The sequence below is a fragment of the Paracoccus denitrificans genome (assembly GCF_900100045.1).
In the GTDB taxonomy this organism is placed as follows: Bacteria; Pseudomonadota; Alphaproteobacteria; order Rhodobacterales; family Rhodobacteraceae; genus Paracoccus; species Paracoccus denitrificans.
In genome coordinates this window covers 1-25,362 of record NZ_FNEA01000020.1, presented here as the reverse complement: position 1 = coordinate 25,362, position 25,362 = coordinate 1, and the positions used below count along the sequence as shown (strand labels likewise).

General features: G+C 68.0%; 26 protein-coding genes. 20 read left to right on the top strand and 6 right to left on the bottom strand.

Annotated features, from left to right (window positions below; all coding sequences use genetic code 11):
• Window positions 1–69: 69 nt before the first annotated feature.
• Genes BLT64_RS17355 through BLT64_RS27140 form a run of 4 tightly spaced genes read left to right on the top strand, consistent with a single transcriptional unit; the run spans window position 70 to window position 3,996 of the window.
• A complete protein-coding gene (locus BLT64_RS17355) occupies window positions 70–1,071 on the top strand; it encodes an iron-siderophore ABC transporter substrate-binding protein (protein WP_011749768.1) in 1,002 nt (333 codons plus the stop codon).
• A complete protein-coding gene (locus tag BLT64_RS27150; protein WP_011749769.1) occupies window positions 1,068–2,093 on the top strand; it encodes a FecCD family ABC transporter permease in 1,026 nt (341 codons plus the stop codon). Before BLT64_RS17355 ends, BLT64_RS27150 begins: the two co-directional genes overlap by 4 nt.
• A gap of 2 nt (window positions 2,094–2,095) precedes the next feature.
• The gene (locus BLT64_RS27145) at window positions 2,096–3,136 is read left to right on the top strand and encodes a FecCD family ABC transporter permease (RefSeq protein ID WP_011749770.1); all 1,041 of its coding nucleotides are present in this window, start codon (window positions 2,096–2,098) and stop codon (window positions 3,134–3,136) included.
• Complete coding sequence (locus BLT64_RS27140) at window positions 3,133–3,996, top strand: ABC transporter ATP-binding protein (protein WP_011749771.1); 864 nt, start codon at window positions 3,133–3,135, stop codon at window positions 3,994–3,996. Before BLT64_RS27145 ends, BLT64_RS27140 begins: the two co-directional genes overlap by 4 nt.
• A gap of 212 nt (window positions 3,997–4,208) precedes the next feature.
• Here the strand turns inward: BLT64_RS27140 and BLT64_RS17335 are convergent, their stop codons facing one another.
• Together BLT64_RS17335 and BLT64_RS17330 are read right to left on the bottom strand one after the other, a co-directional pair.
• Complete coding sequence (locus BLT64_RS17335) at window positions 4,209–5,483, bottom strand: NtaA/DmoA family FMN-dependent monooxygenase (protein WP_248628052.1); 1,275 nt, start codon at window positions 5,481–5,483, stop codon at window positions 4,209–4,211.
• Between the two features lie 105 nt (window positions 5,484–5,588).
• A complete protein-coding gene (locus BLT64_RS17330; RefSeq protein WP_011749773.1) occupies window positions 5,589–7,673 on the bottom strand; it encodes a TonB-dependent receptor in 2,085 nt (694 codons plus the stop codon).
• 207 nt (window positions 7,674–7,880) lie between these two features.
• Here BLT64_RS17330 and BLT64_RS17325 point away from each other — a divergent pair, with 207 nt between their 5' ends.
• Window positions 7,881–8,678, top strand: a complete 798-nt coding sequence (locus BLT64_RS17325) for an IclR family transcriptional regulator (protein WP_011749774.1) — start codon at window positions 7,881–7,883, stop codon at window positions 8,676–8,678.
• Here the strand turns inward: BLT64_RS17325 and BLT64_RS17320 are convergent, their stop codons facing one another.
• Window positions 8,679–9,461, bottom strand: coding sequence for an ABC transporter ATP-binding protein (locus tag BLT64_RS17320; protein ID WP_011749775.1), 783 nt, complete (start codon window positions 9,459–9,461; stop codon window positions 8,679–8,681).
• 165 nt (window positions 9,462–9,626) lie between these two features.
• Between BLT64_RS17320 and BLT64_RS17315 the strand changes: the two genes are divergently transcribed.
• From BLT64_RS17315 to BLT64_RS17300, 5 genes are read left to right on the top strand one after another with little or no spacing between them, the layout of a single operon-like run.
• Window positions 9,627–10,493: a siderophore-interacting protein gene (locus BLT64_RS17315; RefSeq protein WP_041530579.1), complete on the top strand. Its 867-nt coding sequence runs from the start codon at window positions 9,627–9,629 to the stop codon at window positions 10,491–10,493.
• Between the two features lie 9 nt (window positions 10,494–10,502).
• Entirely contained in the window at window positions 10,503–11,441 is a 939-nt protein-coding gene (gene fepB / locus BLT64_RS17310) for a Fe2+-enterobactin ABC transporter substrate-binding protein (protein ID WP_011749777.1), read from the top strand.
• Window positions 11,438–12,145: a FecCD family ABC transporter permease gene (locus tag BLT64_RS27415; protein ID WP_011749778.1), complete on the top strand. Its 708-nt coding sequence runs from the start codon at window positions 11,438–11,440 to the stop codon at window positions 12,143–12,145. Before fepB ends, BLT64_RS27415 begins: the two co-directional genes overlap by 4 nt.
• A complete protein-coding gene (locus tag BLT64_RS27410) occupies window positions 12,129–12,479 on the top strand; it encodes an iron chelate uptake ABC transporter family permease subunit (protein ID WP_011749779.1) in 351 nt (116 codons plus the stop codon). Before BLT64_RS27415 ends, BLT64_RS27410 begins: the two co-directional genes overlap by 17 nt.
• The gene (locus BLT64_RS17300; RefSeq protein WP_011749780.1) at window positions 12,476–13,528 is read left to right on the top strand and encodes a FecCD family ABC transporter permease; all 1,053 of its coding nucleotides are present in this window, start codon (window positions 12,476–12,478) and stop codon (window positions 13,526–13,528) included. Before BLT64_RS27410 ends, BLT64_RS17300 begins: the two co-directional genes overlap by 4 nt.
• Before the next feature lie 77 nt (window positions 13,529–13,605).
• Here BLT64_RS17300 and BLT64_RS17295 read toward each other — a convergent pair whose 3' ends face one another.
• Window positions 13,606–14,220 (bottom strand): glutathione S-transferase, encoded by a 615-nt coding sequence (locus tag BLT64_RS17295; RefSeq protein ID WP_011749781.1) that lies wholly within the window; start codon window positions 14,218–14,220, stop codon window positions 13,606–13,608.
• Complete coding sequence (locus tag BLT64_RS17290) at window positions 14,220–14,963, bottom strand: GntR family transcriptional regulator (protein WP_011749782.1); 744 nt, start codon at window positions 14,961–14,963, stop codon at window positions 14,220–14,222. Before BLT64_RS17290 ends, BLT64_RS17295 begins: the two co-directional genes overlap by 1 nt.
• A 121-nt stretch (window positions 14,964–15,084) precedes the next feature.
• On the opposite strand from BLT64_RS17290, the gene BLT64_RS17285 reads away from it, so the two are divergent.
• The 9 genes from BLT64_RS17285 to BLT64_RS17245 all read left to right on the top strand — a co-directional run bounded on the left by BLT64_RS17285 (window position 15,085) and on the right by BLT64_RS17245 (window position 23,323).
• Entirely contained in the window at window positions 15,085–15,843 is a 759-nt protein-coding gene (locus tag BLT64_RS17285; protein ID WP_011749783.1) for an SDR family NAD(P)-dependent oxidoreductase, read from the top strand.
• Between the two features lie 16 nt (window positions 15,844–15,859).
• Window positions 15,860–16,366, top strand: coding sequence for a TRAP transporter small permease subunit (locus tag BLT64_RS17280; RefSeq protein WP_011749784.1), 507 nt, complete (start codon window positions 15,860–15,862; stop codon window positions 16,364–16,366).
• Window positions 16,367–16,375: 9 nt separating this feature from the next.
• Window positions 16,376–17,686, top strand: coding sequence for a TRAP transporter large permease (locus BLT64_RS17275; protein WP_011749785.1), 1,311 nt, complete (start codon window positions 16,376–16,378; stop codon window positions 17,684–17,686).
• A gap of 65 nt (window positions 17,687–17,751) precedes the next feature.
• Window positions 17,752–18,870: a C4-dicarboxylate TRAP transporter substrate-binding protein gene (locus BLT64_RS17270; RefSeq protein WP_011749786.1), complete on the top strand. Its 1,119-nt coding sequence runs from the start codon at window positions 17,752–17,754 to the stop codon at window positions 18,868–18,870.
• A gap of 72 nt (window positions 18,871–18,942) precedes the next feature.
• The gene (locus BLT64_RS17265) at window positions 18,943–19,680 is read left to right on the top strand and encodes an SDR family NAD(P)-dependent oxidoreductase (protein WP_011749787.1); all 738 of its coding nucleotides are present in this window, start codon (window positions 18,943–18,945) and stop codon (window positions 19,678–19,680) included.
• A 15-nt stretch (window positions 19,681–19,695) separates the two neighbouring features.
• Complete coding sequence (locus BLT64_RS17260; RefSeq protein ID WP_011749788.1) at window positions 19,696–20,481, top strand: SDR family NAD(P)-dependent oxidoreductase; 786 nt, start codon at window positions 19,696–19,698, stop codon at window positions 20,479–20,481.
• Window positions 20,468–22,177: an FAD-dependent oxidoreductase gene (locus BLT64_RS17255; protein ID WP_011749789.1), complete on the top strand. Its 1,710-nt coding sequence runs from the start codon at window positions 20,468–20,470 to the stop codon at window positions 22,175–22,177. Before BLT64_RS17260 ends, BLT64_RS17255 begins: the two co-directional genes overlap by 14 nt.
• Window positions 22,174–22,623: a nuclear transport factor 2 family protein gene (locus BLT64_RS17250; protein ID WP_011749790.1), complete on the top strand. Its 450-nt coding sequence runs from the start codon at window positions 22,174–22,176 to the stop codon at window positions 22,621–22,623. Before BLT64_RS17255 ends, BLT64_RS17250 begins: the two co-directional genes overlap by 4 nt.
• 208 nt (window positions 22,624–22,831) lie before the next feature.
• A complete protein-coding gene (locus BLT64_RS17245; RefSeq protein WP_011749791.1) occupies window positions 22,832–23,323 on the top strand; it encodes a MarR family winged helix-turn-helix transcriptional regulator in 492 nt (163 codons plus the stop codon).
• On the opposite strand, the gene BLT64_RS17240 is transcribed toward BLT64_RS17245, so the two are convergent.
• Window positions 23,320–23,751: a MarR family winged helix-turn-helix transcriptional regulator gene (locus tag BLT64_RS17240; protein ID WP_011747253.1), complete on the bottom strand. Its 432-nt coding sequence runs from the start codon at window positions 23,749–23,751 to the stop codon at window positions 23,320–23,322. The two genes, BLT64_RS17245 and BLT64_RS17240, sit on opposite strands and share 4 nt — an antisense overlap.
• A gap of 142 nt (window positions 23,752–23,893) precedes the next feature.
• Between BLT64_RS17240 and hmgA the strand changes: the two genes are divergently transcribed.
• Window positions 23,894–25,255, top strand: a complete 1,362-nt coding sequence (gene hmgA / locus BLT64_RS17235) for a homogentisate 1,2-dioxygenase (RefSeq protein WP_011747252.1) — start codon at window positions 23,894–23,896, stop codon at window positions 25,253–25,255.
• Window positions 25,256–25,362 lie beyond the last annotated feature (107 nt).

The window sequence follows — 25,362 nt, the reverse complement described above, 5'->3', positions numbered from 1 at the left end:
CTTGTGCTTGACGCATCCGGCCCGAGATGAAACCTCGGCCGCGTTCTTTCTGCGATTGCGAGGCTTGCCATGCCGTCGAAAACCCGCATCTGCCTGACGCTGGCCGTCGCCCTCCTGTCGCTGGCTGGCCTGCGCACGGCCTGGGCCCAGGGGGCCGAGGAGCGCTTTCCGGTCGCTGTCGAACATGCCTTCGGCACCACCACCATTCCTGCCCGGCCCCAGCGGGTCGCCACCGTCGCCTGGGCCAACCACGAGGTTCCGCTGGCGCTCGGCATCGTGCCGGTCGGGTTTGCCGCCGCCAATTTCGGCGATGACGACGGCGACGGCGTCCTGCCCTGGGTCGAGGAGCGGCTGGAGGAGCTGGGCGCCGAAACCCCGGTCCTGTTCGACGAGGGCGACGGCATCGATTTCGAGGCGGTCGCCGCCACCCGCCCGGACGTGATCCTGGCCGCCTATTCCGGGCTCAGCCGGGCCGATTACGACATGCTCAGCCAGATCGCCCCGGTGATCGCCTATCCCAAGACGCCTTGGGCGACGAACTGGCGCGACATGATCCGGTTGAACAGCGCCGGCCTGGGCATGGAGGCCGAGGGCGACGCGCTGATCGCGCGCATCGAGGGCCGGATCGCCGAGGCCGTTGCCGCCCATCCCCAGCTTGCCGGCAAGTCGGCCATGTTCGTGACCCATCTGGACACCACGAACCTGAGCCTCGTCAGCTTCTACACCACCCATGACACGCGCGTGCAGTTCTTTGCCGATTTGGGGCTGCGCTCGCCGCAAAGCGTGGTCGCGGCCTCGGCGGACGGCAGCTTTTCCGGGCAGGTCAGCGCCGAGCGGATCGACGCCTTCGACGACGTGGACATCCTCGTGACCTATGGCAGCCGCGACCTGTTCGAGGCGATGCGGCACGATCCGCTGATCTCGCACATGCCGGCGGTCAGGAACGATGCGCTGGTGATGCTGGGCAGCGATCCGATGGGCACGGCGGCCAACCCGACGCCGCTGTCGATCCCCTGGGTGCTCGACGATTACGTCGCGCGGCTGGCCAGGGCCGCCGGCCCGGCCAGATGACGGCGCGGGCCGGCGCCATGCCGGGCCGTCGGGCGGCGCGGAACACGTTGGCGCTGGCGGCGGTCGTGCTGCTGGTGGCACTGCTTTGCGCGCTGTCGGTGGCGATCGGCACCCGCGATGTCGGCTGGGACGACATCGCCGCCGCGCTGGCCGGCCGGGCCGAGACCATCGGCCAGGCCGCCAGCGCCGCACGGCTGCCGCGCACGGCGCTGGCCTTTCTGGCCGGAGCGGCGCTGGGGCTTTCCGGGGCGCTGTTGCAGGGTGTCACCCGCAATCCGCTGGCCGATCCCGGCATCCTGGGCATCAACATGGGCGCAGCGCTGGCGGTAGTAGTGGGCGTCGCCTGGTTCTCGATCACCTCGGCACAGGCCTATATCTGGGCGGCGATCCTGGGCGCGGGGCTGACGGCGGTGTTCGTCTATGTCATCGGCTCGCTGGGCCGGGGCGGAGCGACGCCGCTGAAGCTGGCGCTGGCGGGGGCCGCGACCTCGGTCGCCTTCGCCTCGCTGGTGATCGCGGTGGTGCTGCCGCGCGGAGACATCGCCGGGGGCATCCAGTCCTGGCAGGTTGGCGGCGTGGGCGGGGCGACCTTCGTACGCCTGGCGCCGGTGCTGCCTTTCCTGGCCACGGGCTTCGCGATCAGCCTGCTTTGGGCGCGCAAGCTGAACGCGCTGGCGCTTGGCGACGACCTGGCCGCCGGGCTGGGCGAGAATGTCGCACGCACCCGCGCCATCGCCGGGCTTGGCGCCATCCTGCTGTGCGGGGCGACCACGGCGGTCTGCGGGCCCATCGGCTTCGTCGGACTGGTGGTGCCGCATTTCTGCCGCCTGCTGGTCGGAACCGACCATCGCTGGCTGCTGCCGTTTTCGGCGCTGGCGGGGGCGGGCTTGCTGCTGGCCTCGGACATCCTCGGCCGCATCCTGGCCCGGCCGGGCGAGCTTGACGTGGGCATCGTCACCGCCTTTGTCGGCGCGCCCTTCTTCATCTGGATCGTGCGCCGCCAGCGCCTGCGCGAGCTGTGACCATGGCCATCACCACCACCACCCTTGCCACCATCGCCGCCGCGCGGCATCGGCGCGGCCGCCGGCGCCGGGCCATCCTTGCCGGCCTGGTCCTGCTGATCGCGGGGATGCTTGCGCTGACGCTGATGCTGGGCCAGTCCTTCACCCCGCCGGGGCAAGTCATCCGCGTGCTTGCCGGGCAAGAGGTGCCCGGCGCCTCGTTCACGGTGCGGCAATTGCGGCTGCCAAGGGCGGTGCTGTCGGTGCTGGCCGGGTTCTGCTTCGGCATGGGCGGCGTCGCCTTCCAGATCATGCTGCGCAACCCGCTGGCCAGTCCCGACATCATCGGCATCAGCTCGGGCGCCAGCGCGGCGGCGGTGTTCGCCATCGTGGTGCTGGGGATCAGCGGGCCGGCGGTGCCGATCCTGGCCGTGGCGGCGGGGCTGGGCGTGGCGCTGGCCATCTATGGGCTGTCCTTTCGCGGCGGCGTCGCTGGCACCCGGCTGATCCTGATCGGCATCGGGGTCGCCGCCATGCTGCACAGCTTCATCGCCTATACGCTGTCGCGCGCGCCGGCCTGGGATCTGCAGCAGGCGCTGCGCTGGCTGACCGGCAGCGTCAACGGTGCCCAGCTGGGGCAGGCGCTGCCGCTGCTGGCGGTGCTGGCGCTGGCGGGCGGCGTGTTGCTGTCCCGGTCCCGCGATCTCGAGGCGCTGCGCATGGGCGAGGACACCGCCGCCGCCCTCGGCGTCCGGGTCGGGCCGACGCGGACGCTGGTGATCGCCTGCGCCGTCGGCATGATCGCGGTGGCGACGGCGATCACCGGGCCGATCTCTTTCGTCGCCTTCCTGTCGGGACCGATCGCTGCGCGGATCATGGGCAGCGGCGGCTCGCTTTTGCTGCCCTCGGCACTGGTCGGCGCGGCGCTGGTGCTGGTCGGCGACTATTGCGGGCAATTCCTGATGCCGGGCCGCTATCCGGTCGGCGTCGTCACCGGGGCGCTGGGGGCGCCCTATCTGATCTACCTGATCGTGCGGGTGAACCGCGCAGGAGGCTCGCTGTGACCGCCGACCACCGACTGATCGCCGAGCATCTGACCGCCGGCTATGGCGATGCCGCCATCCTGCGCGACCTGGACCTTGCCGTCGCGCCGGGCCGGATCACCGCCATCGTCGGGGCCAATGCCTGCGGCAAGTCCACGCTGCTGCGCAGCCTGTCGCGGCTGCTTGCCCCCGCGCAGGGGCAGGTGACCCTGGACGGCCGCGCCATCCACCGCATTCCCGCGCGCGAACTGGCCCGCACGCTCGGTCTCTTGCCGCAGTCGCCCATCGCGCCCGAGGGCATCACCGTGGCCGAGCTGGTCGGCCGCGGCCGGCATCCGCATCACGGGCTGATGACGCGCTGGAGCGCCGAGGACGACCGCGCCGTCGCCGCCGCGCTGGATGCGACCCAGACCGCCGAGCTGGCCGAGCGCCCGGTGGACGAGCTTTCCGGCGGCCAGCGCCAGCGCGTCTGGATCGCCATGGCGCTGGCGCAGCAGACCGGCATCCTGCTGCTGGACGAGCCGACGACGTTCCTGGACGTCAGCCACCAGGTCGAGGTGCTGGACCTGCTGGTCGATCTGAACATGACGCGCGGCACCACCATCGTCATGGTGCTGCACGACCTGAACCTGGCGGCGCGCTATGCCGATCTGCTGGTGGCGATGCGCGAGGGCCGGCTCTACGCCTCGGGTCCGCCCGAGGAGGTGCTGACCGCCGGCACCCTGCGCGCCGTCTTTGGGCTGGACAGCCGCGTGGTGACCGATCCCATTTCGGGCAAGCCGATGATGCTGCCCATAGGTCGGCACCGTGTCGGGACAAGCGGCCCGACCGCCGCATCGGCCATGCCGGAAGGCACCTTGCACGACGACCCGATGCGCTAGGTTGGCCCGCCATTAAGAAGCGCCGACCTGTGCCGCGAAAGCGACGGATCGCGCATCGGGCCATGGCCGACATCCCGACGCTCAAGCCTGCAAGGGCCGGGATATGGTTGCCAGGCCATCGGCAAGCTTCTGATCGCCGTGCATCGCGAGCATCGGGCCGGACCAGCCCAGGCCGGCGACCATCAACGGTGCCGGCGGCCATGTGGGTCGGGTCAGTCCTCCAGATGGCCGCGCAATGTGTCGGCGGTATAGCGCGACCGGAACAGGCCCGCCTCGACCAGCCTTGGGATCAGCGCGTCGAGCAGCAGATCCAGCGAGCGGACCGAGCCGCCCGGCACGGCGATGAAGCCGTCGATGCCGCCAGCTCGGAACCAGGTCGCGATCTCGGCCACGGCGTCGTCCACCGTCCCGATCACCTGCCAATGGACCGATGCGAGGATCTCGGGCCGCGCCAGCAGGTCGGGCGGCGTCGGACGGTCGTCGCGGATGATCCTCCGCAATGCGTCGCACTGGCTGGCGCAGCGCGGCGAGCGGTGGTTCTCGGGCAGGTCCGCGTTTGTGATCGGCCGGTCGTCGGGCCAATCGGCAAGGTCCAGCCCCAGGAAATCCCGCACCCGCGCCATGCGTTGCTGGCGGTCCAGGCGGTGATGCGTGGCCAGGAAAAGGGCCCGCGCCTCTTCCCTCGTGTCCCCCAGATAGAGGCTCAGGCCCGGCAGCAGCCGCACGTCGCGCGGTTGCCGGCGATGGGCCTGCGCGCGGTCGCTCAGTTGTCGGCGCATCGCCAGCGCGGCGGCCAGGTCCGGCGTCTGGGCAAAGACCATGTCGGCGACCTGCCCGGCGAAATCGACCCCCAGGGCAGAGCCGCCCGCCTGCATCAGCGGGATGTCGGCGCCGGGATATTCCGGCAGGTTCATCGGGCCGCGCACTTGGAAATTCGCGCCTTGATGGTCGATGGGCAGGATCAGGTCGGTATCGGCGTAATGCCCGGCCTCGCGGTCGACCAGCAGGGCGCGCGACGGGAAACTGCCCCAGAGCCGGCGCACGACCTGGGTGAACTCCGCGGCGCGGGCATAGCGCGCCTCGGACGAGGGCATGTCGGGCAGGCCGAAATTCTCGTTGCCTTGCAAGGCGGTGACCACGTTCCATCCCGCCCGGCCCCGGCTGAGCCAATGCAGCGACATCAGCTGGCGCGCGGCGTGATAGGGATGGCCGAAGGTGGTCGAGATGGTCGTGACCAACCCGATCCGGCTGGTTTCCCGCGCGATCGACGCCAATAGCAGCGTCGGGTCCAGGCTGGAAAAGCCGAAGGATTGCTCCATCACCGACAGGGGCAGGAAGCTGGCATCGGGGCGAAAGACGAAATCCAGATGCGCCGCCTCGGCCCGCCGGGCCACGTCAAGCGCCAGGTCGCTGGAATACAGCCCCTCGATGCCGCTGCCCTGGTGGCGCCAGCCCTCGCCGCTGAGCCAGGTGGGGGCAACGGACATGCCGATGCACAGTCTTGGTCGAAGCATCACATGCCCTGCCTGCGGATCAATCAAGGCGACCGGCGCCCACGGGTGGCGCCGGCCGGAATTTCGTCTTGCGGCGGCCTAGAAGGTGCCGCGGATGCCGATCCCCACCATGCGGGGCGAGGTCAGGCTGCCCTGGGTAAAGACCACATTCCCCCGCGCCGGTTCAAGCAGCGTCGGCGTGCGTTCGTCCAGCAGGTTGTTGACATAGCCGTAAAGCGCGACCCTGTCATTGACCTGGTAGCTGGCCTGCACATCGACCAGCGTGAAGCCGTCCACCTCATAGGCGGGGGTGTTGGCGGTGTTCGAGTAGTAGCCGTCGACATAGCGCACCTGTCCGCCCAGGTTCAGCCTGTCCGTCGCATCCCAGCTTGCGCCAAGGGTTAGCATCTTGCCGGGCGCGCGGGCGAATTCGTTGCCCTCATAGGCGGGCATCTGGTCGAAACGCTCGAATTCGGTATGCAGCAGGCCAAGGCTGCCGCGCAGCGTCAGCGCATCGGTCGCGCGGTAATCGGCGCCAAGCTCCAGCCCATAGGCCCTTGCGTCCTGCGCGTTCACCGTCTGCAGATAGGTCACGCCATCGACCAGATGCGCGATGTTGTGCTGGGCGTTCTGGTAGTCCATGTAGAACAGGTTGCCGGTCAGCGCGAGCCGCCCCTCCATCAGCTCGGCCCGGGTGAACAGCTCATAGTTCCAGACGGTCTCGGCGTCGAACTCGGTCCATTCCTTGGAATAGCCGAAATCCAGCGAGATGCCGCCGGGGTTGTAGCCCTTGCTGACCAGCGCACCGACCGTCCAGTCTGGCGTCGCCTGATAGGCCAGCGTCAGCTTGGGCAGCAGCACGTCGAAGGTGTGGTCGTAGTCCACGTCGCTGTTGGCGAACAGCGGCGAGACATCGCCCTGCCTGCGGATGTGGTCGCGCTGATAGCGCAGCCCGGCCGACAGCGTCCAGCGTTCGTCCATGCGCCAGTTCAGCTCGCCGTAGAGTCCCAGGTTCGACTTCTTGTCGCTGAAGGTCGAAAGCCCGCCCTGTTCCAGCGTTTCGTCCTGGTCGGTGAAGGCGACATAGATGCCGGCCACGCCGCTGAGCCGGTCGTCCGGCGTGCCGAAGGTCAGCTTGCTTTCGTTCGAGTAATTGTCCTGCGACACATCCGCATCGCCCATGTTCACCGTGCCGATGCGGCGCTCGACATCCGAGGTCGAGTATTGCGTCTTGCTGCTCAGCACCATGCCGTTGCCGGTGTCGTAATCCACATCCAGGATCGCGGTATCGGTGGTCTGGTCCCAGCCGGGCATCCAGGTGGCGATGGACTCCAGCTCGTCATAGGGTTCCGAGGCGCCTTCGGCGCTGGGGCGCTGCATCCGGCTGTGGCTGTAGGTCAGCTTGGCGGACAGGCCCGCAAGCTCGGCCGGCTGCCACAACAGCTTGACGCGCGCATTGGCGTTCACGAAATCCTGGCCGATCTCGTTCTGCACGAAGGTCGGGCTGACATAGTCGATGAAGCTGTCGCGGGCGGAATAGTCCAGCGAGACCCGCGCAGCCAGTTCGTCGGTCAGCGGCCCCGACCACATGAACGAGGCGGCGCGCTGGTTGTAGTTGCCGCCCTCCAGCCGATAGGCGCCTTCGGGCGTGAAGCTGGGATCCCGGGTGCTGACGATGATCGCGCCGGCGATGGCATTCGCCCCTTGCGAGGTGGTCTGCGGCCCCCGGAACACCTCGATGCTGTCCACGTCCCAGGTCGAGGTGGCGCCGAAATACAGCTCGTTATAGCTGAGATAATGGCCGTCCAGGTTGATCGTCGCCCGCGGCACCGAGCCGGCGAAGAAGGCGTTGGCGCCGGTATGCGGACCCTGCGCGTCCTGGCCCCGGATGACCGGGGTGCTGACATTGTCCGTATAGATCACGTTGGCCGTTCCGGCGATGGCGGTGCGCAGCTCGTCGTTGCCGGCCTTTTCCCTTTCCAACTGCCGGGCGGTCACGACCGAGACCGAACTGGCGGTCTGCATCATGTCGCGCGTGATGTTGTCGCCGGTGATGATGACCGTATCCAGGACAAGGGGAGCCTGGTCCGTTTCCTGTGCTTGCAAGGGCAGGGCGGAAAGCGCGGCAAGAAGCGGGATCGGGCCGACCCCTTGCGCAAGCCGCCTGAGATGAATCTTCGACATATGTTCCTCGGGCTTGTCAGCGAAGCGCGGGCTGGCACGAGGAAGGTTGCTGGCGGCGTTCAATCGAATCCCACATTGCGCAATGCGTTCCGCATGTCAATTCGTCGTCGACGGCACCCCTTTGCCATCCGCGCGACGGCGCGCTAGTGTTGCCGCGCTGCCGCACGCCCCGCACGCGAGCCAGCCGCAGGCACAGGAGACACGGCCATGATGGAGTTCGAGCCCTTCCTTGACGAGGATGACAAGCGCTTGGGCCAGAAGCGGTCTGCGACGATCCAGTCCATCTCGATCGCGATGCGCTTCCTGAACATCCTGGCCACCGCACAGCGCGCGCTGCCGCTGGCCGAGCTGGCGCAATTGTCGCGGACCGGCCGCTCGACCGCGCATCGCTACATGCAAAGCCTGGTGAAAGAAGGGCTGGCGGTGCAGGACCCCGCCTCCAGCCGCTACGATCTCGGCCCGGCGGCGCTGAGCATCGGCATCGCCGCCCTGCGCCGCGTCGATGCGGTCGAAATCGCCGGGACGCAGATGAAGCAGCTGACCGAGAACCATGGGCTCAGCAGTGGCGTCTGCATCTGGACCGAGCGCGGGCCGACCATCGTGCGCTGGTATCGCAGCGCGCAATTCTCGATCACCGCCGTCAGCCTGGGCGACATCCTGCCGGTGGACAACACCGCTTGCGGCATGGTGTTCCAGGCCTATCTGCCCCGCGCCCAGATCGAGGCCGCGCGCCGCATCCAGCCGCGGCATTTCCGCGGCACGCCGCCCGGCAAGGCCGTCATCGACCGCATCCGCGCCGAGGGCTGGGCCGAACTGACCAGCCACCTGCTGTCGAACGTGACCGGGCAGGCCGCGCCGATCCTGGATGCGCAGGGCGAGCTGACCTGCGTCGTCACCACGGCGGCCGATCTGGGCAAGCTGAACTCGCCCCAGGCGGGGCTGGCGTTGCGCGATGCCGCGCGGCTGATCAACCGCGCGACGGGCGGGCAAAGCACCTTCGAGTGATCATCGGCGCGGCCGGGGAATCACCATCGGCCGGCCGGTCAGCGGATCGGGCTGCACCAGCGCATCAAGCCCGAACACCTGCCGCATCAACTGGTCGGTGACGATGGTTTCCGGCGCGCCCTCGGCAACCACCGCGCCCTCGCACATCGCCACCAGATGCGAGGCATAGCGAAAGGCCAGGTTCAGTTCGTGCAGCACCGCGACGACGGTCCGCCCCTGCGCATTCAGGCCGGCGAGCAGTTCCAGCAGCTCGACCTGATGCACGATGTCCAGGAATGTCGTGGGCTCGTCCAGCAGCAGGATGTCGGTTTCCTGCGCCAGCGTCATGGCGATCCAGACCCGCTGGCGCTGGCCGCCCGACAGCTCGGCCACCGGGCGCTCGGCCAGGGGCAGGGTGCCCGTCGCCTCCAGCGCGGAGCGCACCGCGCGCTCGTCGTCCGGCGACCATTGCCGCAGGAAGCTTTGATGCGGGAAACGGCCGCGCGCCACCAGTTCGGCCACCGTCAACCCGTCCGGCGCCACCGGCGATTGCGGCAGCAGGCCCAGCTTGCGGGCGACCTCGCGGCTGGGAAGCGCCGAGATCGCCTTGCCGTCCAGCACCACCTGTCCCGCATCGGGGACCAGCAGCCGCGACAGCGCCCGCAGCAGGGTGGACTTGCCGCAGGCGTTCGGCCCGACGATGGCGGTGAACGAGCCGTCCGGGATCGCCAGCGACAGGTCTTGCGAGATCACCCGCGCCTGATAGCGCAGCGTCACGGCGTCGGCATGCAGGCGATGGGACATTCCGGCTCCTTCCTCGATCGCCTTTTGGGTGGGCTTGTGTATTGCATTGCGGAATGCGCTCTGCAATATGGTTTCAGCCATTGCGCCGGAGCCCGGTCCGGCGATCAGCCATCGCATTTCACGACCAGCGGTCCCGCGAATCCAGCCGCGGGCGGAAAGGATGCCATGGCCAGCCCGAACAAGGAATCCGTCGAAGACCCCGAGGGCCTGCTGTCGCAGCAGGACCACATGCGGGACATGGACAGGGTCCAGATGGAGGTCGTCGGGATACGGCACCCCTTCGCCTCGGTCGCGCGGCTGGTCGGGCGCATCGCGCCCTCCGACCCCGGGGCATGGCAGCCGGCCAACCTGGCGGTGCGCATCGAGGTCGAGACACCCGAGGGCCAGCGCCCGGTCTCGCGGATCTATACCATCCGCAGCTTCGATCCCGCCGCCTGCACGGTCGAGATCGACTTCGTGATCCATGACGACGACAGTCCGGCGATGCGCTGGCTGGCGGCTGCCAGGCCCGGCACCACGGTGTGGATGATCGGCCCGCGTCAGCATCTGGTCCCCGCGCAAGACCCGCTGAAACGCGTAGCGGTCTTTGCCGACGAAACTGCCATTCCCGCCGTCCATGCCATTTTGAACGCTTGGCCGGAAGGCGTTCGCGGCAGCCTGTGGATCGAGACGGGCGAAGCCGGCGCCTTTCAGGAACTGCCGCGGCTGCCGGGCATCGACTATCACCTGATCCGCCGCAGCCCCGACCAGCCGGCCGGGACCACCGGGGCACTGCTGGCCGCCGCGCGCGCCGCCATCGGCTCGGCGTGCGGCTGGACGCTGTGGGCTGCCGGCGAGCGGCAGGAGATGCGCGAATTTCGCAGCCATTTCCGTGCACTGGGGCTGGCGCGCGACGATCTGCGCGTCTTCGGCTATTGGAAGCATGGCGCCAGCAGTTCCGAGATCGACCGAATCCGCCTGCGCGAATATGCCGAGATACGCAAGCGCGGGCTGAGGCTGGAAGACCTCGACGATGCCGAATTGCCGATCTGAGGGATGCCGATGCTTCGTCGTCTGACGCCGCTGCTGCTTGTGCTGATCCTGCCCGCCGTGGCGCTGGCCGAAGGCTGGCCGCGCAGCATTCCCGATGCGACGGGCGAGGTCACGGTGGCCGCCCCGCCGCTGCGGATCGTCTCGGCCTCGCCCAGCCTGACCGGTATCCTGCTGGCCATCGACGCGCCGGTCGCGGCGACGGCCGCGGCGCTGGTCGGGCCGCTGACCGACGACAAGGGCTTTTTCACGCAATGGGCCGAGGTGGCCGACCGGCGTGGGGTCGAGGTCCTGTATCCCAACCTGAATTTCGACATCGAATCGCTGATCGTGCAGGAACCGGATCTGGTCGTCGCCTCATCGGTCGGCGGCGACAGCATCATGCCCTACCTGGAGCAGGTGCGCGCGCAAGGCGTGCCTGTGATCGTGCTGGATTACTCGGCCCAGAGCTGGGAGAACCTGGCCCAGGTGCTGGGCCGCGCGACCGGGCACGAAGTCGACGCCGCCCGCGTCACCCAGGATTTCGCCCGGCAGGCCGCCGAGGTGAAATCGACCCTGGCGCTGCCCGAGGGGGATGTCAGCGTCGTGTCCTACAACTTCGCCGGCACCTATGCCGTCGGCAAGCCCAGCAGCCCGCAGGCCAAGGTCCTGGCGGCGCTTGGCTTTTCGGTCAGGGGCATTCCTGAGGGAATGCAGGGCGACGTCTCGCGCTCGGCCGATTTCGACTTCATCTCGCATGAGAACCTGCCCGCCGCGATCAGCGGCGACAGTGTCTTCCTGCTCAACGGCACGGATGCGATGGTGCGCAGCTTCAGCGCCGATCCTGTGCTGGCGAACCTGCCCGCCGTGCGCGCGGGCCGGGTCTATCCGCTGGGTCCGACCTCGTTCCGGGTGGATTACTATTCCGGCCTGCAGATCGTCGAGACCGTCCGGCAAATCTTTGCGAAATGACCCCGCAAGGCCCGATCCCGCATCCTCCGCTGCTGCGGCAGGCCCCGGCGGGCCGGCATTATGCGCTGGGGATCGCGGTGCTGGCTGTGCTGGCGCTGGCCAGCCTTGCCATCGGCTCGCGCGCGGTGCCGCCCGGACAGGTGCTTGCGGCGATGTTCGACTTCGATCCCGGCAACGACCTGCATCTGATCGTGCGCGAATTGCGCCTGCCCCGGACCCTGCTGGCGGTTTTCGCAGGGGCGGCGCTTGGCCTTGCCGGGGCGGTCATGCAGGCCGTCACCCGCAATCCGCTGGCCGAACCGGGGTTGCTGGGCGTGAACTCGGGGGCCGCGATCGCGGTGGTGCTGGGCGCCTCGGCGCTGGGGCTGACGCAGATGGCGCAATATGTCTGGTTCGGTTTTCTGGGCGCGGGGCTGGCGGGCGTCGCGGTGTTCCTGCTGGGACGGGCGCATGAAAGCGGCACCGATCCGGTCCGGCTGGTGCTGGCGGGGGCAGGAATCTCGGTCCTGCTGGGGGCGGCGGCCAGCCTGGTCATCCTGAATTCGGCGCTGGAGGTGCTGGACCTGTTTCGCAACTGGGGCGCCGGCGCCCTGGAGGGGCGCGGCCGCGCCGTCGCGCTGACCATGGGCGTGACGCTGGTCCTGGGGGGGGGCGCTGGCCCTGGCGCTGGCGCCGGGGCTGAACGCCATGGCGCTGGGACATGACACCGGCCGCGCGCTGGGGCTGAGGCCGGAACGCTTCTGGGCGGCCGCCTGCCTGTCGGTGATGATCCTTGCCGGCGCCGCCACCGCCGCCGCCGGTCCCATCGGCTTCGTCGGGCTGGTCGCACCGCATATCGCGCGCGCCGTCACCGGGCCGGACAATCGCCGCGTGCTGCCGCTTTCCGCATTGTTCGCGGCCTCGACCCTGCTGGGGGCGGACATCCTGGGCCGTATCGTCGCGCCCCCGAACGAGATCGCGGCCGGCATCGTCGCGACGATCCTGGGTGGCCCGTTCTTCATCCATGTCGTGCGCCGCTTCAGGCTGGCACGGCTATGATTCTGCCCCGGACCCGTGCCCTTCGCATCGGCGGCGCCTCGGTCCTGTGGCGCCCGCGCAGCGTGACCGTCTGCCTGGCGCTGTGCCTGCTGTGCCTTGTGCTGGCACTGCTGCTGTTGGGCACCGGCACGGCCCGGCTGTCGCCCGGACAGGTGGTCGAGGGGCTGATCGGCTCATCGGACGATGCCACCGCAACGCGCGTGCTGCGCCGCATCCGGCTGCCGCGGGTGCTGACGGCGGCGATGGTCGGGGCCTCTCTGGGCATGGCGGGGGCGGTCTTTCAGTCGCTGTCGCGCAATCCGCTTGGCTCGCCCGACGTGATCGGCTTCACCACCGGGGCCGCGACGGGGGCCATCGTGCAGATCACCCTGTTCAATGCCGGGACGTTCCAGGTCGCATCGGCGGCGGTGATCTCGGGCCTGGCGACGGCGCTGGTCGTGCTGATGCTGTCGCGGCGCAAGGGGACCGAGGGCGGCTATCGCCTGATCCTGGTCGGCATCGGCGTCGGTGCGGTGCTGACCGGGGTGAACAACGTGCTGATGGTCATGGGCAGCCTCGAGCGCGCGATGTCGGCGCAGATCTGGCTGGCCGGCTCGTTGAACGCGCGAAGCTGGGGTCATGTCTGGCCGGCACTGGCGGGGCTGGTGCTGTTTGCGCCGCTGGTTCTGCGGAACGCGCGCCGCCTCGCGTTGCTGGAGATGGGCGAGGCCCTGGCCGCGCAGCTTGGGCTGAATGTCGGCCGGACCCGGGTGACGCTGGTGATCGTGGCCATCGGGCTGACCTCGGTCGCGACCGCCAGCGCCGGTCCCATCGCCTTCGTCGCGCTGGCCGGGCCGCAGATCGCGCGTCGCCTGACCCGCTCGCCCGAACTGCCGCTGCTGTCCGGGGCGTTGACGGGGGCGGCGCTGCTGATGGCGGCCGATCTGATCGGGCAATGGGCACCCTTCGGCCTGCTGATGCCCATCGGCACGATGACCGGGTTGTGCGGCGGGCTGTATCTGGTCTGGCTGCTGGGGCAGGGCGAAAGGACTGCCCCGGCAGGCAGGTGAGGCTGCGAAGGCGGTCGGCAAGATCGCCGGATCGCGGGCCCCGCCTTTGGCATGGGGCCCGCGATCCGGAATGTGCTTCAGGCCGCGGGCACCGATGCGGCCAGCGACGGGCGCGCCGAAACCTCGGCGAACCATGCGGCAAGCTTTGGATGGGCTGTGCGCCAGTCCTTCTCGGCAAAGCGAAAGTCCAGATAGCCCAAGGTGCAGGCCACGGCGATGCTGCCGGCATGGAAGCCGTCGGAAAGGACGTCGAACCAGCGCCCTTCCAGGTCGTCGAGGCCGGAATCGACCTTTTCCATCTGCCCGCGCGACCAGTCGTCCCAGCGCTTCTCCTCGGGCCGCAGCACGTTTTCGTAGCGGTGCAGCAAGGCCGCTTCCAGAATCGCGTCGCCAAGTGCCTCCAGCGTCAGGACGGCGAAGCGCCGCTTGTCCTGCGGGTATAGCGTCTCGCCGACCGTTCCCCTAGCATCGACATAGGCGCAGATCACCCGGCTGTCGAAGACCGGCGTGTCGTCGTCAAGCAGCAGGCAGGGCACCTTGCCGGTCGAGTTGTGGCGCACGATCTCGGGGTCGCGCTTGACCGGCCAGGCCGCCGAGGGCAGCTTCTCGATCCCGACACCGCGCTCATGCGCGGCGACCATGACCTTGCGCACGAAGGGTGAGGCGGGAGAGAAGAATAGGCGGATGGTCATCAGGTGGTCCTCCGGTTGCGTTGGCCGCTTCGGCCTTTTGCGGGTTTGTCAAAGCTGGGCATGCGCAGAAAATCCTGCGGGTAGAGCTTCATCTGCTCGTGCAGATGCTCCAGCGCGAAGGTGATGTGCTCGCGCATCAGGGCGGCCGCGCGTTCGCCCTGGCCCTTGGAGAGGGCATGGGCGATGCGGTGGTGATCGTCATGGGATCGTTCGAGCACGCGAAAATCGCGCCACATGATCACGCGGTCGGATGCGGCGGGCACGTTGTGGAGGCTTTGCACGAATTCCATGATCCAGGCATTGCCGGAAAGCGCCATCACCGCGGTGTGGAAATTCACGTTCATCCGGCGATAGTCGGCCAGGTTTTCGGGCAGCAACGCGCCGGGGCTCAGGAGCCTGTCGCCCTCGGCCACCAGATCGGCCAGGTGGCGTCGCGCCTCGTCCGTCATGTTGCCGGCGGCCAGGCGACAGGCCAGCGCCTCCAGCTCGGCGCGCACCTCGAAGGCGCCGGACACTTCGGCAAACGAGAACTCGCGCACATAGAAGCCGCGATTGCTCGCGTATGAGACAAGTCCCTTTTGCGCCAGCGCCGTCAGTGCGGCGCGCAAGGGCGTGCGCGAGATGCCCAGCATTTCCGCCAGCCGGTCCTGGTGCAGCTTGTCGCCCGGCAAGAGCTCGCCGCTGAGGATCGCCTCGCGCAGCTTCTGCGTCGCCACTTCGGTGCTGGTATGTGCCTGGCTCAAGGGGCCCCCGGTCGGGTTGGGATAAAATGTATCCAAAAACTGTATCTGATGCAGATTCTCTTTGCAATAACCACAGGAATGTGTTCATTACGTTTGCAACGAGAGGGAGGAGCCTCAAGCCATGTCTGGAATCGTGCTTGTCACCGGCGCCGCCGGTGGCATCGGGGAAGCTGTTTGTCATCGCCTGGCTCAGGACGGCTTTGCGGTCCTTGCCACGGACCTGTCGCAGGAGGCGGCGGAGCGGGTCGCGGATACGCTGCCGGGGCGGGGCCATCGGGCCATCGCGCTGGATGTCGCGAACGAAGCCGCGGTGATCTCGGCCTTCGCCGAGGCCGGGTCGCTGGGCCGGCCCATCGACCATGTGGTCGCCGCCGCCGGGATCCTGCTGTTCGCCGCCAATGGCGACCGCCCGCCGATCACCGACATCCAGCTGGCCGACTGGGAGCGGACGCAGGCCGTCAACTCCACCGGCACCTTCCTTCTGCTGCGGGAATATCTGCGTGGCGCCAGCCGCCGGGCCATGGCGGGCGGACGTTTCGTGGGCTTTGCCTCGGTGGCGGCCCAGCTTGGCGGCTATCGCTCCAGCTCGGCCTATATCGCCTCGAAGGGGGCGGTGATGGCGCTGGTCAAGGCCGGCGCGCGCGAGGCGGCAAACCTGGGCATTACCGTGAATGCGGTGGCGCCGGGCCTGATCGATGCGCCGATGCTGCGGCAGTCGCTGCCGCCGGAACGGGACGCGACGGTCGCGGCCAACATTCCGCTGAACCGCATCGGCACGCCGCAGGACGTGGCGGGGGCGGTGTCGTTCCTGATGGGGCCGGATGCGGCATACATCACCGGCGCCGTCGTCGACGTGAACGGCGGCTATCGCATGCAATGACGCCGGGGAGGACGTGATGGTCAAGCTGACGGAAAAACTGACGCATCTTCTGGGATGGATAGCGGGGGTGACGGTTCTGCTGATGATGTTCCACGTCATGATCGACGTGATCGGCAAATATGCCTTCAACGCGCCCTTGCCGGGCACGGCCGAAGTGGTCGCGGCCTATTACATGATCGCCTGCGTGTTCCTGCCGCTGGCCTGGGTCGAGGCTGCGGGCGGCTCGATCGTCGTCGAGGTCGTCTATGAAAAGGTGCCGCCCCGCGCCCAGGCGGTCATGCTCAGGCTCGCCGATATGGTCTCGGTCGTCTACTACGCGATCCTCGGCTGGTTCTCCTGGGGCGTGGCCACGCATGCCTGGCGCATAAACGAAACGGTGGACGGCATCTGGCGGATCACCACCTGGCCGGCCAAGTTCCTGCTGCCCTTCGGCTTTTTCCTGGCGGTCGTGGTCATCCTGTTGCGGCTGGTCCTGGGGGACCGGGGTCGCATCCGCACCGCTGCCCATGCTCTGGACATCTGAGGACGCGTCATGGAACGTCTTGAAATCGGCTTAGCCGGCGTTGCGGCCATCCTGCTTCTGATCGGCATCCGCGTGCCCATCGGGGTGGCCATGGGCTCGACTGCTTTCTTCGGCATCTGGGCCATGATGGGATTGAAGCCCGCCATCGGCATCACCAAGGCCATCCCGTTCAACCTGATCGGCGACTGGAACCTCTCGGCGATCCCCATGTTCCTGTTCATGGGCTTTGTCGCGGTCGAGGCCAGGCTGACCCGCGGCCTGTTCGGTGCGGCCCGCATCTTCCTGGCGCGCATCCCCGGCGGGCTTGCCTCATCGACCGTCTTCGCATCGGCCCTGTTCGGCGCGGCGAGCGGGTCGAGCGTTGCGACCTCGGCCGCCTTTTCGCGCATCGCCGTGCCCGAGATGCTGGACAGCAAATACAATCCCGGCCTTGCGACGGGTGCCGTCGCGGCCTCGGGCACGCTGGCCGCGCTGATCCCGCCCTCGGTGCTGATGATCGTCTATTGCCTGCTGGTCGACACCTCGATCAACACGCTGTTCATGGCCGGCGTGATCCCCGGCATCCTGACGGCGACGGCCTTCATCCTGATGATCACCACGCGCTGCATGCTGAATCCGGGGCTTGCCCCCCGCTATGTCGACCACACGACGCGCGCCGAAAAGATCGCCCTGCTGCGCGATGCGTGGCCGCTGCCCCTGGTGACGTTCATCGTGATGGGCGGCATCTTTACCGGCGCCTTCACGGCCACGGAATCCGGCGCCGTCGGTGCCTTCCTGGCCTGCCTGATCGCCCTCGCGCGCGGCAGGATGAACCTTGCCATGCTGAAGCGGTCGATCATCGACACCGCAGCCGGCACCTCGGCCATCTTCATGATCGTGCTGGGCGCGGCGCTTTTCGCGCGCTTCATCGCGCTCGCGACCATTCCGACCTGGGTGATGGGCTTCTTCGACGGCTACAGCGCCATGACCGTGGTGATCCTGATCTGCATCATCCTGGTGCTGATGGGAACCTTCATGGAGGAAATCTCGATCATGCTGCTGACCATGCCGGTGCTGGCGCCCCTGCTGGCGCAGCATGGCATCGACCTGATCTGGTTCGGCATCCTGGTCATCAAGCTGATGACCATCGGCCTGATCAGCCCGCCGGTCGGCATGAATGTCTTCGTGATCAAGACGTCGCTCGGCAACAGAGTCACGCTGAACCAGATCTTCGGCGGCGTGACCTGGTTCATCATGGTCGACCTGCTGGTCCTGGCTGCCCTGATCGCCTTTCCGCAGATCAGCCTCTGGCTGCCGGGAATGATGACCACCACCCGCTGATTATCCTTCGCCGTGCCGCGGTGGAAATGCGGCACGGCCATGTCCAACCCTGGGGAGAGAGAACCATGAAAAGACTGCTTCTGGGCATCGGCCTGCTGCCCGTCCTGGCCGCTTCGGGCTCGGCCGAAACCTGGCAGGCGACCAACTGGATGGCGCCTGCACATATCCTGAACGAGTTTCCCTATCAGCAATTCGCCAAGGATGTCGCCGAGGCGACGGACGGGGCGATGGAGTTCGAGATCTATTCCTCGGGCGCGCTGGTGCCCGCCCCCACGACGATGCAAGGCATCGCGGACGGCGTGGCGCAACTGGGCATCGTCTATCCGCCCTATACGCCGTCGGAACTGCCGCTGAACAACACGGTGAACGACCTGGCCTTTGTCGCCAAGGACGATCTTGCCGCGGCCTTCGCTTGGACGGAACTGGCCCTGACCAATGAAAAGATCCGCGCCGAATGGGCAAGGAACGGCGGCATTTTCCTGGGCGGTTATTCGACGCCCTTCTACAATTTCATCTGCATGGGCGAGATCGTCTCGCCCAAGGATGTCGCCGGCAAGAAGGTCCGGGTGGCGGGCACGGCGCAAACGGAATGGATCCAGTCCCTGGGCGGCGTGCCGGTTTCGGTTCCCATCGCCGATGTCTATTCCGGGCTCGAGCGCGGCTCGATCGACTGCACGCTTTCGGATGCCACCAACCTCGACAAGGGCAACAAGTTCTGGGAGGTCGCCAAGACCGTGAACGTGCTGCCGCAGGGCGTGGTCCTGGGCGCGACCTATGTCTTCAACAAGGATTTCTGGGCCGGGCTGGAACCGGCGCAGCGGCGCGTCCTGCTGGACAACATCGCGCTTGGCCTGGCCCGGTCGCAGGTCGCCTATCACGTCGGCGTCGAGGCGGCGCTGGCCGGATCGGCAGAGCGTGGGCTGAAGATCGGCGAGCCCACGCAGGAATTGCAGGATACGCTGGCGGCCTTCCAGGCGCAGGTGGTCGAAAAGCTGCCGGCCAAGGCCGTGGCCGAACGGGGGATCGAGGACCCGACCGATGTGCTGGAGGAGTTCGTCGCGCTGGAGGAGAAGTGGCGCGCGCTTGTCGCCGACGTGGACCGCACCGATGCCGACGCGGTCGCCGCGATCCTGAAGGCGAACCTGTACGACAAGATCGACGAAAACACCTTTGGCGTCGAATGATGCCGGGCCCCCGGGCGCGTTAGCGGGCCGGGGGCGATACTTACCGTCAACTGCCGGACCGACTGGTGAATCATGACCTCTCAACCGCTTACCACCGCAATCGTGACGGGCGCAGGCTCGGGCATAGGCCGGGCTATCGCGCATCGCCTGGCTGACGAGGGCCATGCCGTCGTCGTGGCCGACCGTGCCGCCGAGGGGGCGCAGGAAACCGTGCGCCAGCTTGTCGCCATGGGCCGCAGCGCCCGCGCCGCCGTGCTGGACATCACCGACCCGGCGGCGACGCAGGCGCTGATCGACGGCGCGGAAAACCTGCGCGTGCTGGTCAACAATGCCGGCATCTTCAACACCTGCGCATTCGATGCGCTGACCGCCGACGATTTCCGCGGGATGTATGAGGTCAACCTGGTCGCCATGTTCACCCTTTGCCAGCAGGCGGCCCGCGTGCTGCCCGAGGGCGGACGGATCGTGAACCTTGCGTCGCGCGCGGCCTTCGGGGCGCGGAACTATGCGCATTACGTCGCCTCCAAGGCGGCGGTCGCCGGCTTGACCAAGGCATTGGCGCTGGAACTGGCCGGGCGGCAGATCACCGTGAATGCGGTGGCTCCGGGCGTGATCGCGACCGACATGCTGCTGGAACGGTCCGAGGGGCTGGAGGGCCTGCGCGTCCAGCAACCCACCGGCAAGCTGGGCACGCCCGAGCATATCGCCCATGCGGTCGCCTTTTTCGCCGATCCGCGTGCGGAATATGTCACCGGGCAAGTGCTGATCGTCGATGGCGGCCGCTCGGTCGGCGGCACCGCGGCATTCTGAAACGGGAGAGGGGAAATGCTGGAACCAAGCAATCTGGACGGACGGACGGCCATCGTGACCGGCGCGGGGCAGGGGATCGGCCTTGCGATCGCCGAGGCGCTGCTTGCAGCGGGCGCGCATGTCCTGGCCGTCGATCGCGAAGCGGCGGGCATCGAGGCGCTGGCGGCCCGCCCCGGGGTAACGGCCGTCCTGGGCGATGTCACCGACCCGGGCCTGCCGGAGCAGATCGGCGCGGTCCTGGACGGCGCCCGGGCGCGGCTGGACATCCTGGTGAACAATGCGGGGATCGCGCGCGGCGCCCATGCGCTGCATACCGGCGACGAGGATTTCACCCGCTATTTCGACATCAACGTGCTTGGCCTTTTCCGCCTGTCACGCTGGGCCGTGCAGCGGATGATGGATGCGGGCGGCGGCGCCATCGTCAACACCGCCTCGATCTTCGGGCTGATCGGCGCGCAGAACTCCTGCGGCTATTCCGCGTCGAAGGCGGCGGTGATCGGGCTGACCCGGCAGATGGCCACCGATTTCGGCCCGAACGGCATCCGGGTGAATGCCGTCGCGCCCGGCCTGATCGAGACGCCGCTGACGGCCGAACGCATCCGCAGCGAGCCGTGGCGGCGGCACCAGATGATCGACGGCTGCCCGCTGCGCCGCGTCGGCAAGCCCGAGGATGTGGCCCGCGCCGTCCGCTTCCTCGCCTCGGACGAGGCGTCGTTCATCACCGGCCATGTCCTGACGGTGGACGGGGGCTGGGCCATCGGCCGCTTCCCGCGCCAGGAGGCCATCCATGCCGAAGCCTGATCTGCCGGACCTGCCCGATACCTGCGACCTTCTGGTCGTGGGTTCGGGTGCCGCGGGCATGGCGGCGGCGATCTCTGCCCATCATCACGGGTTGAAGCCGGTCATCGTCGAGAAGTCCGAATTCTTCGGCGGCTCCACCGCCGTTTCCGGCGGCGCGATCTGGGTGCCGTGCAATCCGATCGCCGCGGCGGCCGGCATGACCGACGACCGCGAGGCGGCGCGCGCCTATATCCGGGGCGAGACGGGCAATCGCTTCAATGCCGAGCTGGTGGACGCCTTTCTCGACAAGAGCCCCGAGGCCATCGGCTTTTTCCACGAAAGAACCGCGCTCAAGATGGCGCATCGCGCGCTGTCGCCCGACTATCATTCGGATGCGCCGGGTGCGACCGAAGGCGGCCGGGCGCTGGACGCGCTGGATTATGACGGCCGCCGGCTGGGGGCGGACCTTTATCGGATGCGCCCGCCCATCGCCGATTTCACGATCCTCGGCGGAATGCCGCTGGGGCGCCCGGACATCTTTCACTTCCTGCGCATGACCCGGTCGGTGAAATCGGCGGCCTATGCGACCGGGGCAGTGCTGCGCTATTTCCGCGACCGGCTGACCTGGGGGCGGAACACGCGGCTGGTGATGGGCGCGGCGGTCTCGGGGCGCCTGGCCGAGACGGTGTTCGCAAGGAACATCCCGCTTTTTACCGGGCATGAGCTGGTGCGGCTGCTGCAGGACGAATCCGGGCGGGTCGTCGGGGCCGAACTCAAGGGGCCACGGGGCGTTTGCCGGATCGCGGCGCATCGCGGCGTGGTTCTTGCGGCGGGCGGCTATCCGCATGATGCGGCGCGTCGGGCGCAAAGCTTCGAGCATGTCAGGCGCGGCCTGCCGCATTATTCGATGTCGCCGGTCTCGGGCACCGGCGGCGGGATCGCCGCGGCCGAGGCCGTCGGAGCGGCCTTTGTCGACACCAACCCCAATGCCGGTTTCTGGACGCCGGTTTCGCTCTTGCGCAATGCCGACGGATCGGTGCGGCCCTTCCCGCATCTTTTCCTGGACCGTGCCAAGCCCGGCGTGATCGCCGTCGGCCATGACGGCCGGCGCTTCGTCAACGAGGCTTCCAGCTATCATGACTTCGTGCAGGGATTGATCGCGAAGCTGCTGGCCGACGGAGAGAAATCCGCCTGGCTGGTCGCCGATCACCGGGCGATGCGGCGCTATGGGCTGGGTGCCGCGCATGCCTTTCCGGCGCGGATCGGCCGGCATGTCGCCAGCGGCTATCTGAAGCGCGACGCGACGCTGGAGGGGCTGGCCCGGCAATGCGGCATCGACGTCGCGACGTTCCGGCAGACGGTCGCCCTGTTCAACGAGGCGGCGGCACGCGGCGAAGACCCGGCCTTCGGCAAGGGATCGACCAGCTATCAGCGCTATCTGGGCGATGGCGAGAACCGGCCGAACCCCTGCCTGCGCCCGCTGGAGGGGCCGTTCTACGCCGTCGAGATCTATCCGGGCGACATCGGCACCTCTATGGGCCTGGACATCACGGCGAAAGGCGAGGTCAGGGACAGCCGGGGCAGGACGATACCCGGCCTCTATGCCTGCGGCAACGACATCAATTCGGTGATGTCCGGCGCCTATCCCGGGCCGGGCATCACGCTGGGTCCGGCGCTGACCTTCGGATATGTCATCGGGCAATCGGCGGCCGCATGACGTCCGAGCTGATGATCGACCCGGAAGCCGAGCGCGAGATCCGCTTTCTGCTCGGCCGGTATGTGCATCTGCTGGACGCGGGCGAGGCGACGGCATGGGCCGGGCTTTTCACCCCGGACGGCCGCTGGATTCGCCGCAATGCCGCGCCCGCCGCGCTTGGCGGCTCGGGCATTGCCGCCGGCGAAAGGCGGGGTCGGGCCGAACTGGCGGAACTGGCCGAATATTCGGTGCGGAATTTTCGCGGGCTGTGCCGGCACCAGATGACCGACATCTTGCTGTGGCGGGCCGGCAGGGGCGGCGTCCAGGGGAAATGCCGCATGATCATCACCGATTTCCGCGACGGTCCCGGCCGCGTGGCGATGGTCGGCAGCTATGACATGACCTTTGCCCGCACGCCCGAAGGCTGGCGCATCGCCATGCTTTCGGCCGAGTTCCTGCCGCGCTGATGCCTCAAGGCGGCCAGGCCCGATGCCGGCAGGCAAGCCGAGGATGTCGCCTTGGCAGCGCCGCGAAGATCCGTGCCGGCGTGACGTTGTTGTTGCAACAAATATGCACCTATGGTTGGCCCTGTTCGGTCTGTCTCGACATCGGAAGATTGAAACTGGCGGAAAATCGACGAACACTTTCAATTGAAACAGGTTTGCGGGCTATGTGATGCGTATCGAGACCTTCTTTCCCTATCAACTGGCCGTGGTGGCCGAAGCCTTTTCGCGCCAGCTTGTCGCGGTCTATGGCCGCGAGCATGGTTTCACGCGCGAGGAATGGCGGCTGCTGTTCCTGCTGGAGGATGCCGGGTCGCTGGATTCGCTGCGGCTGTCCCAGCGCACCTCGCTGGACAAGGTGCAGGTCAGCCGCGCCGCCTCGCGGTTGGAGGACAAGGGGCTGATCACCCGCGCCATCTTGGGCTCGGACCGGCGCCTGCGGAACTATGCCATCACCGAGGCGGGGCGCGACCTGTTCCGCCGCGCCTTCGGCGAGGTTGAGGCCCGCGCGAACGAGATATTGCAGGCGATGCCGGCATGCGACCGTGCCGCGCTGGAGCGGGGGATCGCCGCGCTGGACCAGGCCATCGCCACCGCGACCAGGCCCGAAACCGGGCATGGCGCGTCGTTCCCCCGCCCTGGGCCGGCTGTTCGCCCTGTTTAGTCGCGGTTTTCCCTTTGGTCGATTTTGGCGAGGGCGCGGTCGAGGGCTTCGGCCTCCGGTCCCAGCTCGGCCAGCAGGTCCGCCTGGAAGGCCTCGGCGATGCGGCCGAGCCGCGCCATCAGCGCCCGGCCCGCAGGCGTCAGCTCCAGCGCGACCAGCCGGCGGTCGGCCGCGTTGCCCGATTTCCGCACCAGCCCCGCCTCTTGCAGCCGCGAGGCGGCGCGGCTGACCATCGACTTGTCCAGATGCACCCGCGCCGTGATGTCGCGCACGCTCACCGCGCCGGAATGGGCCAGATGCGCCAGAACCCGCCATTCGGGCGTGCTCAGCCCCGCTTCGGCCTCGTAAAGCGCGGCAAAGCGGCGGCTCAGCCGCGCGGCCGCCACGGACAGGCGATAGGGCAGGAACCGGTCCAGATCGAATGACATGCGCTTCTCCTTGGCCGGCAGAACAGCAGAAAGCCGTTGCGCCTGCAATAAAGATCGGCCCGGATGCAGATCCGCATTGACATCGTTGCCATCGCAATGACATAATCGTTGCAACTGCAATGACACCGCAGGGAGGAGCCCCATGACCCAGCACGACCTGCCCCCCGGCATGACCCGCGCCGCCGTCGCCACCGGCACGCATCCGGGCTACATGCCCGGCTTCGGCAACGATTTCGAGACCGAGGCGCTGCCCGGCGCCCTGCCGCAGGGCCAGAACAGCCCGCAGAAATGCGAATACGGGCTTTATGCCGAGCAGCTGTCGGGCACCGCCTTCACCGCGCCGCGCGGCCAGAACGAGCGGACCTGGTGCTATCGCATCCGGCCCTCGGTCCGCCATACCGGCGATTTCGCGGCGATCGATCTGCCGCATTGGAAGACGGCGCCGAACCTGCGCGACGACATCGTCAGCCTGGGCCAGTATCGCTGGGACCCGATCCCGGTCCCGGAGGAGGAGCTGACCTGGATCACCGGCATGCGCAGCATGACCACGGCCGGCGACGTGAACATCCAGGTCGGCATGGCGTCGCATGTCTACCTGGTCACCCGCTCGATGCAGGACGAATATTTCTTCTCGGCCGACAGCGAGTTGCTGGTGGTCCCGCAAGAGGGCCGGCTGCGCTTCTGCACCGAGCTGGGGGTGATCGACCTGGAGCCGCGGGAAATCGCCATCCTGCCGCGCGGCCTGGTCTACCGCGTCGAGGTGCTGGAGGGCCCGGCCCGCGGCTTCGTCTGCGAGAATTACGGCCAGAAGTTCGACCTGCCGGGCCGCGGCCCGATCGGCGCCAATTGCCTGGCCAATCCGCGCGACTTCAAATGCCCGGTCGCCGCCTTCGAGGACCGCGAGGCGCGCTCGCGCGTGGTGATCAAGTGGTGCGGCCGGTTCCACGAGACCTGGATCGACCACAGCCCGCTGGACGTGGTGGCCTGGCACGGGAATTACTGCCCCTACAAATACGACCTGCGCACCTATTCGCCGGTGGGCGCGATCCTGTTCGACCATCCCGACCCGTCGATCTTCACCGTGCTGACCGCGCCCTCGGGCCAGGAGGGCACGGCGAATATCGACTTCGTGCTGTTCCGCGAGCGCTGGATGGTGGCCGAGCACAGCTTCCGCCCGCCCTGGTATCACAAGAACATCATGTCCGAGCTGATGGGCAACATCTACGGCATCTACGACGCCAAGCCGCAGGGCTTTGCGCCGGGCGGCATCAGCCTGCACAATTGCATGCTGCCGCACGGCCCGGACCGCGACGCCTTCGAGGGCGCCAGCAACGCCGATCTGAAGCCCGAGAAGCTGGAGGAGACCATGAGCTTCATGTTCGAGACCCGCTTTCCCCAGCACCTCACCGAATTCGCTGCGCGCGAGGCCCCGATGCAGAAGGACTATATCGAAGTCTGGAACCGGCTCGAGAAGAAGTTCGACGGAACGCCAGGCGTCAAGTGAGGCCCCAAGGTCGAAGGCCGAGGGCCGAGGGCCGAGAGCCGGGGATATTTGCACAAGAAAGAAGGAGGCCGGATGTGGCTCTATTGCGGTCCTGGCTCGAAAGCGCC

What these genes read in the sequence shown, in the direction of transcription:
- BLT64_RS17355 (WP_011749768.1), top strand. Translation starts at nt 70, where the DNA reads ATGCCGTCGAAAACCCGCATCTGCCTGACGCTGGCCGTCGCCCTCCTG.
- BLT64_RS27150 (WP_011749769.1), top strand. Translation starts at nt 1,068, where the DNA reads ATGACGGCGCGGGCCGGCGCCATGCCGGGCCGTCGGGCGGCGCGGAAC.
- BLT64_RS27145 (WP_011749770.1), top strand. Translation starts at nt 2,096, where the DNA reads ATGGCCATCACCACCACCACCCTTGCCACCATCGCCGCCGCGCGGCAT.
- BLT64_RS17335 (WP_248628052.1), bottom strand. Translation starts at nt 5,483, where the DNA reads ATGTCCGTTGCCCCCACCTGGCTCAGCGGCGAGGGCTGGCGCCACCAG.
- BLT64_RS17330 (WP_011749773.1), bottom strand. Translation starts at nt 7,673, where the DNA reads ATGTCGAAGATTCATCTCAGGCGGCTTGCGCAAGGGGTCGGCCCGATC.
- BLT64_RS17325 (WP_011749774.1), top strand. Translation starts at nt 7,881, where the DNA reads ATGATGGAGTTCGAGCCCTTCCTTGACGAGGATGACAAGCGCTTGGGC.
- BLT64_RS17320 (WP_011749775.1), bottom strand. Translation starts at nt 9,461, where the DNA reads ATGTCCCATCGCCTGCATGCCGACGCCGTGACGCTGCGCTATCAGGCG.
- BLT64_RS17315 (WP_041530579.1), top strand. Translation starts at nt 9,627, where the DNA reads ATGGCCAGCCCGAACAAGGAATCCGTCGAAGACCCCGAGGGCCTGCTG.
- fepB (WP_011749777.1), top strand. Translation starts at nt 10,503, where the DNA reads ATGCTTCGTCGTCTGACGCCGCTGCTGCTTGTGCTGATCCTGCCCGCC.
- BLT64_RS27415 (WP_011749778.1), top strand. Translation starts at nt 11,438, where the DNA reads ATGACCCCGCAAGGCCCGATCCCGCATCCTCCGCTGCTGCGGCAGGCC.
- BLT64_RS27410 (WP_011749779.1), top strand. Translation starts at nt 12,129, where the DNA reads ATGGCGCTGGGACATGACACCGGCCGCGCGCTGGGGCTGAGGCCGGAA.
- BLT64_RS17300 (WP_011749780.1), top strand. Translation starts at nt 12,476, where the DNA reads ATGATTCTGCCCCGGACCCGTGCCCTTCGCATCGGCGGCGCCTCGGTC.
- BLT64_RS17295 (WP_011749781.1), bottom strand. Translation starts at nt 14,220, where the DNA reads ATGACCATCCGCCTATTCTTCTCTCCCGCCTCACCCTTCGTGCGCAAG.
- BLT64_RS17285 (WP_011749783.1), top strand. Translation starts at nt 15,085, where the DNA reads ATGTCTGGAATCGTGCTTGTCACCGGCGCCGCCGGTGGCATCGGGGAA.
- BLT64_RS17280 (WP_011749784.1), top strand. Translation starts at nt 15,860, where the DNA reads ATGGTCAAGCTGACGGAAAAACTGACGCATCTTCTGGGATGGATAGCG.
- BLT64_RS17275 (WP_011749785.1), top strand. Translation starts at nt 16,376, where the DNA reads ATGGAACGTCTTGAAATCGGCTTAGCCGGCGTTGCGGCCATCCTGCTT.
- BLT64_RS17270 (WP_011749786.1), top strand. Translation starts at nt 17,752, where the DNA reads ATGAAAAGACTGCTTCTGGGCATCGGCCTGCTGCCCGTCCTGGCCGCT.
- BLT64_RS17265 (WP_011749787.1), top strand. Translation starts at nt 18,943, where the DNA reads ATGACCTCTCAACCGCTTACCACCGCAATCGTGACGGGCGCAGGCTCG.
- BLT64_RS17260 (WP_011749788.1), top strand. Translation starts at nt 19,696, where the DNA reads ATGCTGGAACCAAGCAATCTGGACGGACGGACGGCCATCGTGACCGGC.
- BLT64_RS17255 (WP_011749789.1), top strand. Translation starts at nt 20,468, where the DNA reads ATGCCGAAGCCTGATCTGCCGGACCTGCCCGATACCTGCGACCTTCTG.
- BLT64_RS17250 (WP_011749790.1), top strand. Translation starts at nt 22,174, where the DNA reads ATGACGTCCGAGCTGATGATCGACCCGGAAGCCGAGCGCGAGATCCGC.
- BLT64_RS17245 (WP_011749791.1), top strand. Translation starts at nt 22,832, where the DNA reads ATGCGTATCGAGACCTTCTTTCCCTATCAACTGGCCGTGGTGGCCGAA.
- BLT64_RS17240 (WP_011747253.1), bottom strand. Translation starts at nt 23,751, where the DNA reads ATGTCATTCGATCTGGACCGGTTCCTGCCCTATCGCCTGTCCGTGGCG.
- hmgA (WP_011747252.1), top strand. Translation starts at nt 23,894, where the DNA reads ATGACCCAGCACGACCTGCCCCCCGGCATGACCCGCGCCGCCGTCGCC.